Annotated in this window: 12 protein-coding genes; 7 read left to right on the top strand and 5 right to left on the bottom strand. The window is 47.5% G+C overall.

Going from position 1 to position 15,563, the window contains the following annotated elements:
* Positions 1 to 648 precede the first annotated feature (648 nt).
* Positions 649 to 1,473 (top strand): hypothetical protein, encoded by an 825-nt coding sequence (locus E5331_RS16590; RefSeq protein WP_123484045.1) that lies wholly within the window; start codon positions 649 to 651, stop codon positions 1,471 to 1,473.
* Positions 1,474 to 1,687: 214 nt separating this feature from the next.
* Here E5331_RS16590 and E5331_RS16595 read toward each other — a convergent pair whose 3' ends face one another.
* A complete protein-coding gene (locus E5331_RS16595; protein WP_135985885.1) occupies positions 1,688 to 2,215 on the bottom strand; it encodes a GNAT family N-acetyltransferase in 528 nt (175 codons plus the stop codon).
* Between the two features lie 212 nt (positions 2,216 to 2,427).
* Between E5331_RS16595 and E5331_RS16600 the strand changes: the two genes are divergently transcribed.
* From E5331_RS16600 to E5331_RS16620, 5 genes are all read left to right on the top strand, one after another.
* On the top strand, positions 2,428 to 2,925 hold the full coding sequence (locus E5331_RS16600; protein WP_123484043.1) for an RNA polymerase sigma factor: 498 nt from the start codon (positions 2,428 to 2,430) through the stop codon (positions 2,923 to 2,925).
* Positions 2,926 to 2,951: 26 nt separating this feature from the next.
* Complete coding sequence (locus E5331_RS16605) at positions 2,952 to 3,830, top strand: hypothetical protein (protein WP_135985883.1); 879 nt, start codon at positions 2,952 to 2,954, stop codon at positions 3,828 to 3,830.
* Between the two features lie 18 nt (positions 3,831 to 3,848).
* Complete coding sequence (locus E5331_RS16610; RefSeq protein WP_123484041.1) at positions 3,849 to 4,334, top strand: DUF4252 domain-containing protein; 486 nt, start codon at positions 3,849 to 3,851, stop codon at positions 4,332 to 4,334.
* Between the two features lie 209 nt (positions 4,335 to 4,543).
* Positions 4,544 to 5,545, top strand: coding sequence for a TlpA disulfide reductase family protein (locus E5331_RS16615; RefSeq protein WP_135985881.1), 1,002 nt, complete (start codon positions 4,544 to 4,546; stop codon positions 5,543 to 5,545).
* Positions 5,546 to 5,557: 12 nt separating this feature from the next.
* Positions 5,558 to 7,252: an AMP-binding protein gene (locus tag E5331_RS16620; protein WP_123484039.1), complete on the top strand. Its 1,695-nt coding sequence runs from the start codon at positions 5,558 to 5,560 to the stop codon at positions 7,250 to 7,252.
* A 17-nt stretch (positions 7,253 to 7,269) separates the two neighbouring features.
* On the opposite strand, the gene E5331_RS16625 is transcribed toward E5331_RS16620, so the two are convergent.
* Genes E5331_RS16625 through pheS form a run of 3 tightly spaced genes read right to left on the bottom strand, consistent with a single transcriptional unit; the run spans position 7,270 to position 10,092 of the window.
* Positions 7,270 to 8,322, bottom strand: coding sequence for an ADP-ribosylglycohydrolase family protein (locus E5331_RS16625; RefSeq protein ID WP_135985879.1), 1,053 nt, complete (start codon positions 8,320 to 8,322; stop codon positions 7,270 to 7,272).
* Positions 8,323 to 8,366: 44 nt separating this feature from the next.
* Positions 8,367 to 9,023 carry an endonuclease III gene (gene nth, locus E5331_RS16630; RefSeq protein ID WP_135985887.1) on the bottom strand — a complete coding sequence of 219 codons (657 nt, stop codon included), beginning with the start codon at positions 9,021 to 9,023 and terminating at the stop codon, positions 8,367 to 8,369.
* A gap of 43 nt (positions 9,024 to 9,066) precedes the next feature.
* Positions 9,067 to 10,092 carry a phenylalanine--tRNA ligase subunit alpha gene (gene pheS / locus E5331_RS16635; RefSeq protein WP_123484036.1) on the bottom strand — a complete coding sequence of 342 codons (1,026 nt, stop codon included), beginning with the start codon at positions 10,090 to 10,092 and terminating at the stop codon, positions 9,067 to 9,069.
* A 273-nt stretch (positions 10,093 to 10,365) separates the two neighbouring features.
* Between pheS and E5331_RS16640 the strand changes: the two genes are divergently transcribed.
* A complete protein-coding gene (locus E5331_RS16640; protein WP_123484035.1) occupies positions 10,366 to 11,112 on the top strand; it encodes an SIMPL domain-containing protein in 747 nt (248 codons plus the stop codon).
* Between the two features lie 176 nt (positions 11,113 to 11,288).
* On the opposite strand, the gene rpoC is transcribed toward E5331_RS16640, so the two are convergent.
* Positions 11,289 to 15,548, bottom strand: a complete 4,260-nt coding sequence (gene rpoC / locus E5331_RS16645) for a DNA-directed RNA polymerase subunit beta' (RefSeq protein ID WP_123484034.1) — start codon at positions 15,546 to 15,548, stop codon at positions 11,289 to 11,291.
* Positions 15,549 to 15,563 lie beyond the last annotated feature (15 nt).

A 15,563-nucleotide genomic window follows, 5' to 3' on the forward strand; every position in this document is an offset into this window, starting at 1 on the left:
GCAGAAAAGGCTGCCGATTCACATCGACAGCCTTCTTAACTTTCTAACTAACCTAACATCATGAAACGATTTTCTGTAATTATAACATCGACTGTTGCCATTCGGTTCATTAAGTGGTGATTTTTTTTGATATTTTTCCATCACTTTTTCTATCTGTTTAATTTATTTTTAGTTAACTTTGCAAACGAAGTTATCTAAACTTCATTCAACCATTTTTATGATTGTTATTTTCTAAACTTAATTGCCAATCTTATAAACCTAAGCACCATGCAGAGTATGTCTCATAATAATGAATCAAAACCGTTACAAGGATTTTTCAGAAAATATCGTAATGTCCTTTATTGTATAGCCGGTATATTGGGAGTCGCTTTGGTGATATTCCTTATCGTATGGCTAAGTGATTATTTGGGGGTAGAAATAGATTACAGTACTTTCCTGACTCCTGTAATAACCATTATTATACTTATGTTGATAACAAAACTTGGGAATCTTGATCAATATTGGTTTTGCCGCAGGATAAGGATGATTGATCCAAGTGTGGAGACTCATGTAAGCAGTTTTCGCCAAAAAGCAAAGAAGTATTCTTACCATGATGAAAGCACTGATTCCATTTTTGTATTACAAAGGCAGGAGAAACAATTTATTGTAATGAAAACTCTCTGGCTTTCCCCTACAGATGCGGAGAATGAGGGACAGAGACGTGTGGAGCACCTCAAAAACGTCCTTAAAAATTCAGGAATAAAGGCCACCTGCCATTTCATGAAAGAGAATGTGGGGATACAGATCAATCTTGTGATCGAGATGAATAAACGTGATGCCGACAGAAATACGATAGATATTTTGAAGAAAATTCTTTCTGACGAGGAGAATAAGAACTACCAAAAATGCTATTATTTCCGGAATAAGAATAACGACACCTCTTACCTCGCTGAAATTTACAAAGGCAGCCCCGTGCGAGCCATATATATGACTCCACAAACGACTGAAATCTTAAACAGTATCTTTGATCCAGATAATTTGTCAAAAGAATTTAACAAAAAGATAGATGAGGGAATAGATGTATTCAACGACAAGGGATCATCTATGATTACAGAAGAGGAGTTTGAAAAAGTGATGCCACCTCTTCAGATAAAGGATGACTCCACTGCTTTCGAATATTTATTTGAACTATTCGAGAATTATGTGGAATATCCCTCGCCAGGAGACCACCATGCCCTAAGCAAAGATATAATGACGACAATCAATTATCTCTCTGATCATGGATTAATCAAAGAATTGGTATCATATTCGGATGAATTTTATTCCCCGGAGATTTGTAATTGGGTTGCCGACTATCTATATCCGGTCAATCCTCAGCTAACCTTTGAGATATTGAAGGAATTTGCACAAAACGCGGATGCTGATTCAAGCATCCTTGCTTCGGATTTACTCAATAAGTTGGATTACATCTCATATAGTAAAAGGGATTTGTAAATTATAGCAACACGAATCCATAAACGCAGAAAAGGCTGCCGATTCACATCGACAGCCTTCTTAACTTTCTAACTAACCTAACATCATGAAACGATTTTCTGTAATTATAACACCCGGCAGCATGGATGGTTCATTGAGGTTGTCATTTTTTTGAAAAAAATTTCCCACAAGATTAATTTCTCGTTTCTCATCTGATCAGATTTTTCATTTCCTGTCAGATCAATTTCTCAAAAGCCATACGTCCACCTTGCGGATAGCGGACGTCTCCACAATAGCAGAAGCCTCTTTTCTCCAACAGTGTCAGCATCGCCCTATTGTCAAAATTTGTGTCTACACGAAAACTACTGATGCCCCGCTCTGCAGCCTGCACCTCCACCATCTTCATGAATCGGCTTGCCACACCTCTACCCTGCGCGGATTGTGCCACGGCAAGACGATGAACCACAACGTAGGGAGAATCAGAGAGCCATTCCCCATCAATATCATCGTAGGCACTCTCTCCTGTAAACACCATAGCCCCGTATGCCTCCACTATGCCATCCGTCTCAATCACATACGCATTCCCTGCCTTTATATCCGACAATACGTTGGATTCCGATGGATACGTCTCTGTCCACTGACATTTACCCTCTGCCATCATCTTCTGCGCCGCATCTCGCAAAATGCGTGTGGCTACAGCCACATCCCTTAGTCCGGCAGGACGAAAAAGATAATGTCTGCCTAATCCTGTCAAATTCTCCATATTTTCCAATATTTTTTATTTTGCAAATATACTCCATTTCAAAAAAATTAGAAAAAAAATATCAATGTCGGTGTAACATTTTTCTCATTTGCGAGTCGTTATATCAGAAAGGGAAATGAAGTTGTCTAAACTTCAATACATCCCCCTATGATAGTTCAGTATGTGCAGGTTAAATCTGACACAACCGGACATAACAGGAATAACACTGACAGATGAACGAAAGCCGGTTCAAAAATTGCGTGATGCCGCTCCATAAGACTCTATATGCCTACGCCCTCACCATCCTGCGGAATGAGAGCGATGCGGAGGATTGCATCCAGGAGGCTTTCACCCGTCTGTGGGAAAATCGGGGACGCCTTTCTGAAATAGAAAATGTGGCGGGCTATGCCACCGTGACAGTCAAGAATATTGCGCTATCAATGGTGAGCCGTTCACGCCCTGCCTTTGATGCCATCGACGGGTCAATACCCGACATAGCGGACAGCGCTCCGACCCCATCGTCATTGACAGAGGCGAAAGACGATCTGGAGAAATTGCGCAATATGTTGCAGTCTCTCCCTGCCAACCAACGACGGGTGCTGACACTCAACGGCGTAGGCGGTCTCTCTTCTTCCGAGATACATCACGCCACCGGGCTATCTGAAGATAATATCCGGGTGCTGCTCTCGCGCGGACGAAAGAAACTTCGCGAACTCTTCTCTAAAATATAAACTCTCTTACCTCAACATATAGGAATATGACAGAACATGATCTTAATACCGTCAGACATCTGACTGAAAAATTTTTCAACGCCACTATCTCAGAAGCTGAGATGAGTCTGCTTGACAAATATGCCGAGAGCATATTGTCTGGCAAGGAGAACGGTGTTATGCCTGACAGGATGCTACTCAACGACCTTAGCGTAGTCGCAGCACTCCATCAGCTTAACCTCCGCACTCTTGACAATCTCTCAGCCCAGACGCCGCCCGGACTTGAAGCAAGACTCGAGAAACATATTTCCCGACTCTCTGCCTCAAGCCGGAAACGGAGATGGCGACTCGCCGCCACATATTCGGGCGCGGCAGCTGCAATAGCGGGGATAATTCTCACAATCGGTCTTCCATCCCGGCAACCCTCATTTCCTGACACTAATCCACTGCCGGCTTCAGGTCAGCTTGCGGCTGTAGCCTCTACGCCTACTGCCGAAGAATCACACGCAATTGATCCGACAACTATCACCGTTGCTGCTCCGGGCAATGCGTCTGTGAGAATACAATATAAATCCATACGCAAGGATAAGAAAAAGACGACGAACGTAACGACTGAAAACCTTAAGGCAGAGACAAAGACCCCACTTCCGGAACCCCTCTCTCTCCCACCCAACATGAAGATTCCGGATTTTACAGAGCCTGTAGCTGAGATACGTCCCATGCTGGCAGCCGCAATCATAGACCCTTCGGAGATAGTCATGCAACCGCTGACCACCCTCAGCCAGACGGTGAGCAATGTCTATGAATCTGTCGACATCGTGTCTTCTGCCTTTGCCGGGATAGCCGATGCCTTTGAGATGGTTAATTCCTCTCTTGCCCTTCTCTCTCCGGAGGAGCATGCCTCTATCCCTCAACAAGCGAATTAAGATTAAAAATATTACGATATGAAGAACCTACTCAAGATTTTTATACTCATAGCCATGAGTTGCTTTTCAATTTCGGCTTTTGCCGGCAGCCCGCAGAAATATTTCGAGAGCCTTGCATCAGACCCGGAATTCGACTATACCTACATCTCTCCCCTCATGCTGCAAGCCATGGGCGACACCCCTCTTTCCCATGAAAACTATGGCGGTCTTCCTGTGTCAAGCCAGAATCTGAAGTGTATCGAGACAATCTCCACATACACCGGGGGCACCAATGAATCTCTCTGGAAAATCATAAAGAGAATCAAGAACGACAACAAACTTGAGACACTGACCACCAAGAAGAAGGATTACTACCGTTATGACGTTTTCGCACGTCTTTCCGGGGATAAGAAATACGTGACCCATCTCCTTGTCATCACTCAGAACGGAGGGGAAAACGTCAGCGTAGTGTATATGGAAGGGAAGATTCCACTTGGATCAATCAATTATTCCCTTAACGGCTGATTGAAGTCTCTAAATTTCAAAGTTTCAACAATCTTGAAGTTTCGATAATTTCAAAGTTTTTCGACAATTTTATTGTCGAAATTAAATCCTACCAATTAAACCTCTCCTCAAAAAATTTGTCTAAATTATCATCATAGAGTCATAATGCAGGCGTCGGCCTCCCACCGATGCCTGTTATATTTTCATAACCGATTAAGACCCGCAACCTAATGAAAAGACATATCATTAATTTCATATTGGCAGGTGCCGCCCTAATCTCCGCCTCATGTTCGCAAAAGGAAACGGAGCTTGAGATCTCCCTTTCCGACAAATTCGAAGGGCAGACTGTAGAACTCATCAATTTCCTTGACTCAACATCGATAGCCACAGCTACTGTAGAGAATGGGAAGGTACGACTCAGCGAACTCCCGTCAGAGCCGGTATTTGCCTCCGTCCTCATTGACGGACGCACGCGTGCATTCTATATCACGGAGCCGGGACTCGCCACTCTCAACGACAGCACCTCGACAGCATCCGGCACTCCGCTCAACGACAGCTTTGCCAAGATGCTCAGTAGCCTTGACTCGTTGGAAAATCTCGACGATGCTGATGCGTATGTAGAGTTTGTAGAGAAAAGCTATAATGATAATAAGAAAAATCCCATCGGTTCGTATTTCGGCATCGAATGGCTGAAGTATGCAGACTATAATAAGGTGGACAGTCTGCTTGCGGAAGCACCTGTGAATCTAAAAGAATCGTCAAAGGCGAAATATTATCAGAACTTCGCCAAACTGCGGGCGGCAACGGCTCCTGGTCAACCATTCGTGGATTTTGAAGGAGAAACCATCGATGGCGTGAACACAAAATTCTCTTCATTTGTTAAACCGGGTGTATTCACTCTCGTAGATTTCTGGGCAAGCTGGTGCCCCTATTGCATAAAGGAGCTTCCGGAAATGTCGGCTCTCTATGAGAGATGGAAAGATAAAGGGCTCGAGATAGTGGGGGTGGCGGTAAGAGACACTCCTGACGATTCGAAGGCAGCAGTCAACAAACATAATATCACCTGGCCCGTAATCCTGAACACGCAACGACGACCATACGACATATATGGATTCTCCGGCATACCTCACCACATGCTGATAGGTCCCGACGGGAAGATTATATCGCGCGATGAATCGCTACAACAGATAGATGCCCGTCTTAAAACAGTCTTGGATAACGGTGCAAAGTAAACAAGACAAACTATGTTTTTATCTAAGAAAAAAAACACACCGACACCCTACGGCGAAAGATCGCTAAACAGTCTTATTGAAAAATCAATAAGAAACAATTGGCAACTCATGGCATTCTCCGATCTCGGAGGCGTGAGCTTCAAGTTTTCTGAAGTGGCAGAACAGATAGGCAAGCTGCACATAATCTATCGGGCTGCCGGCATCAAACCCGGCGACAAGATAGCTATCTGCGGCAAGAATTCCGCATCATGGGCAGTGATATTCATCAGCTGCCTGACGTATGGGGCGGTGGCAGTGCCTATTCTCCATGAGTTTAAGCCGGAAAATATACAAAGTCTCGTCAATCATAGCGAGGCTCGCCTGCTCTTCACTGACAAGCAGATTGCCGACAGACTTGATTTCAATGTGCTTAAAGGTATTTCTGCGGCATTCTATATCTCGGAGGAGGGTCTCGCCTTCTCCAACAGTAAGAAAATTGAGGAGACACGCAAGGAGATCAACGCCCTTTTCGGAGAGGAATATCCGGAAGACTTCTCCCCTGCCGACGTCAATTATTACCGCGACAGTCCGGAAGATCTCGCCGTCATCAACTATACATCAGGCTCAACCGGCACCCCCAAAGGGGTGATGCTCCCCTTCCTCAGCATCTGGAGCAACATACGATATTCCATCGATGACCTTAACTTCCTTAAGCCGGGAGACGGTATGGTCAACATGCTTCCGCTCGGACACCTGTATGGCATGGTTATCGAGATGCTGCATCCATTCGTGAAAGGATGCCATTGCAATTTCCTCACCAAAGTGCCCTCACCCAAAGTGCTTCTCTCGGCATTCTCACAGGTGCGTCCGAAGCTTATAATCACGGTGCCGCTTGTGCTTGAAAAGATCATAAAGACAAAAGTATTCCCAAAGATACAGACCCCCACCATGAAGTTTCTTCTGAAACTTCCGATCATCAACACGAGGATATATTCCAAGATAAGGGCTACGCTTATCAACGTGTTTGGCGGGCAGGTGATTGAGATCATAATCGGTGGCGCACCGCTTAATCCCGACGTGGAGAAATTTCTCAATAAAATCAAATTCCCTGTCACAGTCGGTTACGGCATGACTGAATGTGGTCCGCTACTGACGTATGCCCCGCCGACGGAGACGCGCCCACACACCGTAGGCAGGATAGTCGACAGGATGCAGATAAAGATTGACTCGCCTGATCCTGCAAATATCCCGGGGAATATCCTTGTCAAGGGCGACAACGTTATGAAAGGATATTATAAGAATGAGGATGCCACAAAGGAGGTGTTTCCTAATGGCGACGGCTGGATGAACACCGGAGACATGGGCACAATCGCCCCCGACGGTCTTATCTCAATCAGCGGACGCAGTAAGACGATGATTCTCGGTCCGTCGGGACAGAACATATATCCGGAGGAGATCGAGCAGAAGCTCAACAATATGCCATTGGTGGCAGAATCCCTCGTCATTGATGATCATGGTAAGCTTGTGGCTCTAATTGTGCCCGACATGGATGCTGCCGAGGCAAAGAAATTGACGAAAGCAGATATCGATAAGGTGATGGAGGATAATATCCGCGAGGTCAACAAGCAGCTTGAATCATATAGCAAGCTCAGTGCCCACCGCCTGATGGATAAGGAATTTGAGAAGACTCCCAAGAGAAGCATAAAACGCTTCCTATACCAAGTATAATACTTGCTACGAACGCATTATATGGGATCGGCGTCGCAGAGTTCATCTGCCACCGATTCCAGCACATGGAGAATCTCAAGGTTATCAAGGAAATATGATGGTATGGCGGAATATCCGAGTATCGCTCCAATGATATTCCCGGCAATTGCTCCTGTGGAATCGCTGTCGCCGTCATGATTGACTGCGCACACCACGCATTTCTCAAAGTCGCCCACGTGTCGCATCACTGAGAAGATGGCTATGGCAAGTGCCTCTTCCGCTATCCAGCCTTGTCCCAACTTACGAATGGCATCCCTCTCGGGTATATCTGATTTTGCGAGCGACATGGCACGATGGATAATAGCAGAAAATTCAGCCATTATCTTTGATTCGTCGTCATAATATTTTTTCAGCATTATCAGTCCGCCCTCCACTATCCATTCAAATTCAAGACGGCGGATATTTGACTTTCCGATACAGTCTCTGACCGTGGTGGCAAGCAATGCCGACGCGTAGGTGCTCATCCGATGATGATGTGTTATCTCGGCTGCCATGCCGGCAAGACGCGCCGTATCCTCATAGTCATACAGATCGGAATGGGCAGCACAAAAAATGCCGACAGGTGCTACTCTCATCACTCCTCCGCAACCTTTAGAGTCATTGCGATGATTTATGCCTGCCCGTATATTCTCAAGAGCGTTCAGGCAAGTGATGCCCGGAGCACGCGCCACCCAAAGCTCATCCACATGAGAAAGACGGCTGTCGGGCAGATCCTCCTGTGTCCCTCTTTGAGTGGTCAGCCAATCCAGATAAGATTTCTCAATATACGGCATCAACTCCTCGATCATCCCGAATTCCGTGGCTATTATTCCATTGCAAAGACCCTCTTGCGTGAAGAGCGACATCTGTGTGTCGTCGGAAAAACGCGCCATACCACAAGCGTCAGTCACGTAACGGGTAATACCTTTTTCTCCAAACCTTTCGATAATTTCCTCCAACGAATCAAACTCGACTGCATAGCCGAGTGCATCGCCGACGGCACCACCTACCAAAGCCCCCCGGCACTTATCTTGTAATCTTGAATATTCCATTTCCACTTGTCGGTCGGATCTACGACCCTTGTTTCCTCCGGCATTCACTTACCGGAATTCTTCTTCATTTCATTAGCATACGAGCGACACCATCCCTTGATTCCACAGTTTCCGCACTCCGGCTTACGCGCCTTGCATACGTATCGTCCGTGCAGTATCAGCCAATGATGAGCTTTCGGCACCACATCGCCGGGTATATGCCTCATCAGAGTTTTCTCTGTAGCAAGCGGAGTCTTGGAATTATTGGTAAGACCGATTCTGTTGCTTACCCTGAACACATGAGTATCCACCGCCATCGCTGCCTTGTCCCATACTACGGAAAGCATCACATTGGCAGTCTTACGTCCCACCCCGGGCAATTTCATAAGACCCTCTATGTCGGAAGGCATCTCTCCTCCGAACTCCTCCATCAGCACTTTCGCCGCCCTGATGAGATGACGAGTCTTATTATTGGGGAATGTGACGCTTTTTATAAAATTGAAAACGTCTTCTTCAGAAGCCGCCGCCAAAGCCGCCGCATCCGAATATGCTTCAAAGAGCGGAGGCGTCACGATATTGACCCTCTTGTCGGTGCATTGGGCGGAGAGTATAACTGCGAGAAGCAGATGAAATGGAGTGTCGTAATGCAACTCGGTTTCCGGAGAAGGCATATTCTCCGAAAACCAAGCAATCACTCCGTCATATCTCTCTTTTAATGTCATTTTTCGCATCAGATTTCCGGATTTACCGGAGCATACATATCTATCAGCGTGCAGACTCAAATTCGGCGAGGAAACGTACGTCGTTCTCGCTGAACATTCGCAAGTCCTTGACCCTATATTTCAGATTGGTGATGCGCTCGATGCCCATTCCGAATGCATATCCGGAATACACTTCGGGATCGATGCCACAGGCCTTAAGCACGTTGGGATCGACCATGCCGCATCCGAGAATCTCCACCCAACCGGTGCCTTTGCAGAACGCGCAACCCTTGCCACCACAAAGATCGCAGCTTATATCCATTTCCGCAGATGGCTCTGTAAACGGGAAATATGAGGGACGGAGACGTATCTTTGTCTCGGGACCAAACATCTCCTTGGCAAAATTAAGGAGCACTTGCTTCAGATCTGCAAACGATACGTTCTTATCGATATACAGACCCTCCACCTGATGGAAGAAGCAGTGGGCACGTGCGGAAATAGCCTCGTTACGGTAGACTCTACCGGGGCAGACGATTCTGATTGGGGGCTGGGTCTTCTCCATCACCCGCGTCTGAACGGAGGAAGTGTGCGTGCGGAGAAGCACGTCGACCGGATTACGTGAGATGAAGAAAGTGTCCTGCATGTCGCGGGCAGGATGATCGGCGGGGAAATTCAAGGAAGAGAACACGTGCCAATCATCCTCAATCTCCGGACCTTCTGCAATCGTGAAACCCATTCCCGCGAAAATGCGGATAATATCGTTCTTCACGATTGAAAGCGGATGGCGTGAGCCTACCGGCAACAACGTCTCGGTTCTTGTCAAGTCAACGGCTGCCGCCTCTTCGTCGGCATTAGCGGAAAGACCCTCTTTCAGACTGTTTATCTTTTCAGTCACAAACGTCTTCAATTCGTTAAGTTTCTGTCCGAGCTCGCGCTTGCTTTCTGCCGGCACATTTCGGAAATCAGCCATAAGAGAGGATACCACCCCTTTCTTGCTCAAAAACTTTATACGGAGATCCTCCACCTCCTGCGCTGTAGCAGCCGTAGCAGCAGCCGCCTCTTCTTTTATCCGATTTATCTTATCTATCATTGCTGTTCTAATTGTCAAGTCGCCCCATCGCCAGGCATAGCAGGCTCTCAAAGAGGGCAAATTCTCTTTATTTCGCGAAATTACAAAAAAATATTGAATTTATTGTATCAAAGAAACCACTTTCAATGTTAAATATAATAGAAGTCGTATAGAATCGGTTCAATCTTGTTCCACGGACAGCCTAAAAGATTCCACCATACCCCTTATGCAGACTTCATTTATAATCATCATTAATAAAAATTTTTTAATAAAAATCTTAAACCACTTATCAAAATGGACAATCAAGACAATTGCAAATCATCAGGCAAGAGCGTGTTCAACTTTTCCACCTCCACGTGCGGACTTCTGATCTGTATCGGTCTGCTGCTTCTGGGCGTCCAAGTACGCAAAGGACTTTCCAGCATCTCCGACAACCAGCGCGTGGTCACTGTCAGAGGTCTTTCCGAACGAGAGGTAAATGCCAACAAAGTGACTTGGCCTATCGTAAGTAAAGAGGTGGGCAACGACCTGCCATCCATCTATGCCAACATCGAGCGTACCAACACTGCCATCCTGTCGTTTCTGAAGACCAACGGCATCAAGGATTCCGAAATCTCCATAAACGCGCCCCAGGTAATCGACCTGCAGGCTGACCGTTATAATTCGCAAAGCATACCTTTCCGTTATAACGTCACTAACGTAGTGGTCGTCACCTCCTCTCAGGTGGAACAGGTGCGTAAACTTATCGAACGCCAGACGGAGCTTCTGAAACAGGGTATCGCAATCGTTGCAGGCGACTATCAGTATCAGACTACATACGAATATACCGATCTCAACAGCATCAAGCCGACAATGATAGCTGATGCCACGAAAAATGCCCGTGAGGCAGCCAACAAATTTGCTGATGATTCAGAAAGCAAGCTCGGCAAAATCAAGACGGCATCACAGGGACAGTTCTCGATTGAGGACCGCGACCAATACACACCCTACATCAAAAGAGTGCGCGTAGTCTCGACGATTGTGTATTATCTTAAGGATTGATTCTGAGTTTTGACTGATAAATCATGATGGATCATGTTTTATCATGGTGAATCATGATTTATCATGTTGTAACATGTTGAATCATGTTATATCATGATAATTCTTTCTCTTCTCCCCTAAAAAACAAGGACCGGCGGAAATTCCGTCGGTCCTCATTTTTATCGCTTGTCGCTATTTTATCCTACTACCAGCTCTTCCGGATTGTCAGTGAGCTGGAGTGCGGCATATTCATCTTTGTTTGCCACCACCAGTCGGTTGTATTCTCTCAGACCGGTACCGGCAGGAATCAGGTGACCGCAGATGACGTTCTCCTTCATACCCTCAAGATTATCGGTCTTACCGTTGATTGCAGCCTCGTTGAGCACCTTGGTGGTCTCCTGGAATGAAGCTGCCGACATGAAGCTCGATGTCTGAAGTGCTGCACGGGTGATACCCTGAAGAATCTGCTCTGATGTAGCCGGAACTGCGTCGCGCACCTGCATCACACGCAAGTCCTTACGCTTAAGAGCTGAGTTCTCATCACGGAGCTTACGGACAGTGATAATCTGACCGGCAAGATACGTAGTGGAATCACCGGCATCGGTAATCACCTTCTTACCCCAGATATTGTCGTTCTCCTCCATGAACTCAAGCTTATCCACAACCTGCTGCTCAAGGAATTTCGTATCGCCCGGATCAAGGATATTCACCTTACGCATCATCTGGCGCACAATCACCTCGAAGTGCTTGTCGTTGATCTTCACACCCTGCATACGGTAGACGTCCTGAACCTCATTCACGATATAATCCTGAACGGCTGTCGGACCCTTGATATTGAGGATGTCGGCAGGAGTGATATGACCGTCGGAAAGCGGAGTTCCGGCACGCACGAAGTCGTTCTCCTGCACAAGAATCTGCTTAGACAGCGGCACGAGATATTTCTTCTCCTCACCGAGTTTGGAAGTGACGGAGATCTCACGGTTACCACGTTTGATCTTTCCGAATTTCACCTCACCATCGATTTCACTCACCACTGCAGGGTTGCTCGGATTACGGGCCTCAAAGAGCTCGGTCACACGCGGCAGACCACCGGTGATGTCACCGGCATTACCTGCTGAACGAGGAATCTTAACGAACACCTCACCCGGAGTGAGCACCTCACCTTCGTTGATGAGCAAGTGAGCACCCACAGGGAGCGAATATGTGCGCACGAGATTACCGCCATTGTCATAGAACTCAGCGGCAGGCACTTTCGTTCTGTCTTTTGACTCGATGATGATCTTCTCACTGAGGTTGGTGCCCTCATCGCTTTCGGTGCGGAACGTGACGCCTTCATCCATGTTCTCAAATCTTACCTGACCACCCTCTTCCGCTACGATCACAGCATTGAAGGGGTCCCATTCGCAGATCATATCGCCGACGTTGACAGTATCGCCATCCTTGAAATAGAGTTTCGAACCGTAAGGTATATTTGCAGTAGTGAGTACGATGCCCGATTTCGGCTCAACGATTCTCATCTCAGCCATACGACCTACGACTACATCTACACCATCCTTATTCTTGACAGTACGTAGCTCATCGATCTCAAGTTTACCCTCATATTTTGAAGTGACGTCCTTGATAGCCGCAACGTTGCTCGCCACACCACCGACGTGGAATGTACGGAGTGTAAGCTGCGTACCCGGCTCGCCGATAGACTGAGCAGCGATGACGCCGACAGCCTCACCCTTCTGCACCATACGGTGGGTAGAGAGGTTACGACCGTAGCACTTGGCACAAACACCCTTCTTCGACTCGCAAGTGAGCACCGAACGTATCTCAACAGATTCAATCGGAGATTTCTCTATGCGGTCAGCGGCAATGTCGTTGATTTCCTCACCGGCAGCCACGATGACCTCATTGGTATATGGGTCGATAATGTCATGCACCGACACACGACCGAGGATTCTCTCGCTGAGAGAAGCCACAACCTCCTCGTTGTTCTTTATCTCACGACATTCAAGACCACGCAGAGTGCCGCAGTCCTCCTCATTGATGATCACATCATGAGCGACATCGACAAGACGACGAGTCAGATAACCGGCATCCGCCGTTTTCAACGCAGTATCCGCAAGACCCTTACGTGCACCGTGGGTAGAGATAAAGTACTCAAGCACTGACAGACCCTCCTTGAAGTTAGCAAGAATCGGGTTCTCGATGATCTGACCACCCTCGGCACCGGCTTTCTGCGGCTTAGCCATAAGACCACGCATACCGGAAAGCTGACGGATCTGGTCCTTAGAACCACGGGCACCGGAGTCAAGCATCATGTAGACAGAGTTGAAGCCCTGCTGGTCTTCCTCCATCTGCTTCATCAGAGTGTTTGCAAGCTTGGCGTTGACGTGTGTCCAGATATCGATGACCTGGTTATATCGGTCGTTATCACCGATAAGACCCATTGCATAGTTATTGAGCACCTCTTCAACCTGAGCATAACCCTCAGCCACATATTCCTCCTTCTCCTTCGGGATAATAACGTCGCCAAGGTTGAACGACAGACCACCACGGAATGCCATCTTGTAACCAAGGTTCTTGATATCATCAAGGAACTGGGCGGAACGTGTCACACCACAAGTCTTGATCACCTTACTGATGATCGTGCGGAGTGATTTCTTTGAGATAATCTCATTTACGTAGCCAATCTCCTTAGGCACAAACTGATTGAAGAGCACACGACCTACAGAGGTGTTCTCCTTCATCACTTTCACCGGATTACCCTCCTCATCCACATCATCAACAAGGACAGTGACGGGGGCATGAAGAGTGACCTTACCTTCGTTGTATGCAATCTCAGCCTCCTCAGGACCATAGAACTTGGTGCCTTCACCCTTGTCACCCTTACGGAGTTTAGTGATGTAGTACAGACCGAGAACCATATCCTGCGACGGCACGGTGATAGGCGCGCCGTTGGCGGGGTTAAGTATGTTGTGGGCACCGAGCATGAGCATCTGTGCCTCAAGAATAGCCTCATTACCGAGAGGGAGATGCACAGCCATCTGGTCGCCGTCGAAGTCGGCATTGAATGCCGTACAAGCCAACGGGTGCAGCTGGATAGCCTTACCCTCGATCATCTTGGGCTGGAAAGCCTGGATACCGAGACGGTGCAGAGTCGGGGCACGGTTGAGCAACACGGGATGACCCTTCATCACATGCTCAAGGATATCCCATACCACAGGCTCCTTCCTGTCTACGATTTTCTTCGCGCTCTTCACCGTCTTCACGATGCCGCGTTCAATCAGCTTACGGATGATGAACGGCTTGTAAAGTTCGGCAGCCATGAGTTTCGGGATACCACATTCATGCATCTTCAGCTCCGGACCTACGACGATAACCGAACGAGCGGAGTAGTCGACACGCTTACCGAGAAGGTTCTGACGGAAACGACCCTGCTTACCTTTAAGGCTGTCGGAAAGAGATTTCAACGGACGGTTGACATCGCTCTTCACGGCAGATGCCTTACGGCTGTTGTCGAGCAACGAGTCGACAGCCTCCTGAAGCAGACGCTTCTCATTACGGAGAATCACTTCAGGCGCCTGAATCTCGATAAGACGTTTCAGACGGTTGTTGCGGATTATCACACGACGGTAAAGGTCGTTCAAGTCGGAAGTGGCGAAACGTCCGCCATCAAGCGGCACGAGAGGACGAAGCTCCGGCGGAATCACGGGGACTGCCTTGAGCACCATCCATTCCGGCTTATTCCTGTCGGCAGAAGCGAGGAATGAATTGACCACCTGCAGACGCTTCAGGGCCTCTGTCTTTCTCTGCTGCGAGCCGTCGATGTTTGCCTTATGGCGCAATTCGGCAGCCAGACGCACGAGATCGATATCCTTCAGAAGATCATATACAGCCTCCGCTCCCATCTTTGCCACAAACTTGTTGGGGTCATCGTCAGGGAGAAGTCTGTTCTCCTCAGGAAGATTCTCCTCAATCTCGAGATACTCTTCTTCAGTGAGAAGGTCAAGTTTCTCCCTGCCTGAAGGACCGGGATTGAGGACCACATACCGCTCATAATATATCACGGCATCGAGTTTCTTTGAGGGCAGACCGAGCAGATAACCAATCTTGTTGGGGAGCGAACGGAAGTACCAGATGTGAGCCACGGGCACCACCAGTTCGATGTGTCCCATTCTCTCACGACGCACTTTCTTCTCCGTCACCTCCACACCGCAATGGTTGCAGACAATGCCTTTATAGCGGATTCTCTTATATTTACCGCAATGGCACTCATAGTCTTTCACCGGACCGAAAATCTTCTCGCAGAAAAGTCCGTCGCGTTCCGGCTTGTATGTGCGGTAGTTGATTGTCTCAGGCTTCAGCACCTCACCGCTACTCTTGGCCTTGATCTCCTCCGGAGATGCGAGACCAATAGTAATCTTGGTGAAGTTGCTCTTTATCTTGTTGTCTTTTCTTAAAGCCATATTGTGTTTGTCTCC

This window comes from Lepagella muris (assembly GCF_004793975.1).
Taxonomy (GTDB): Bacteria; Bacteroidota; Bacteroidia; order Bacteroidales; family Muribaculaceae; genus Lepagella; species Lepagella muris.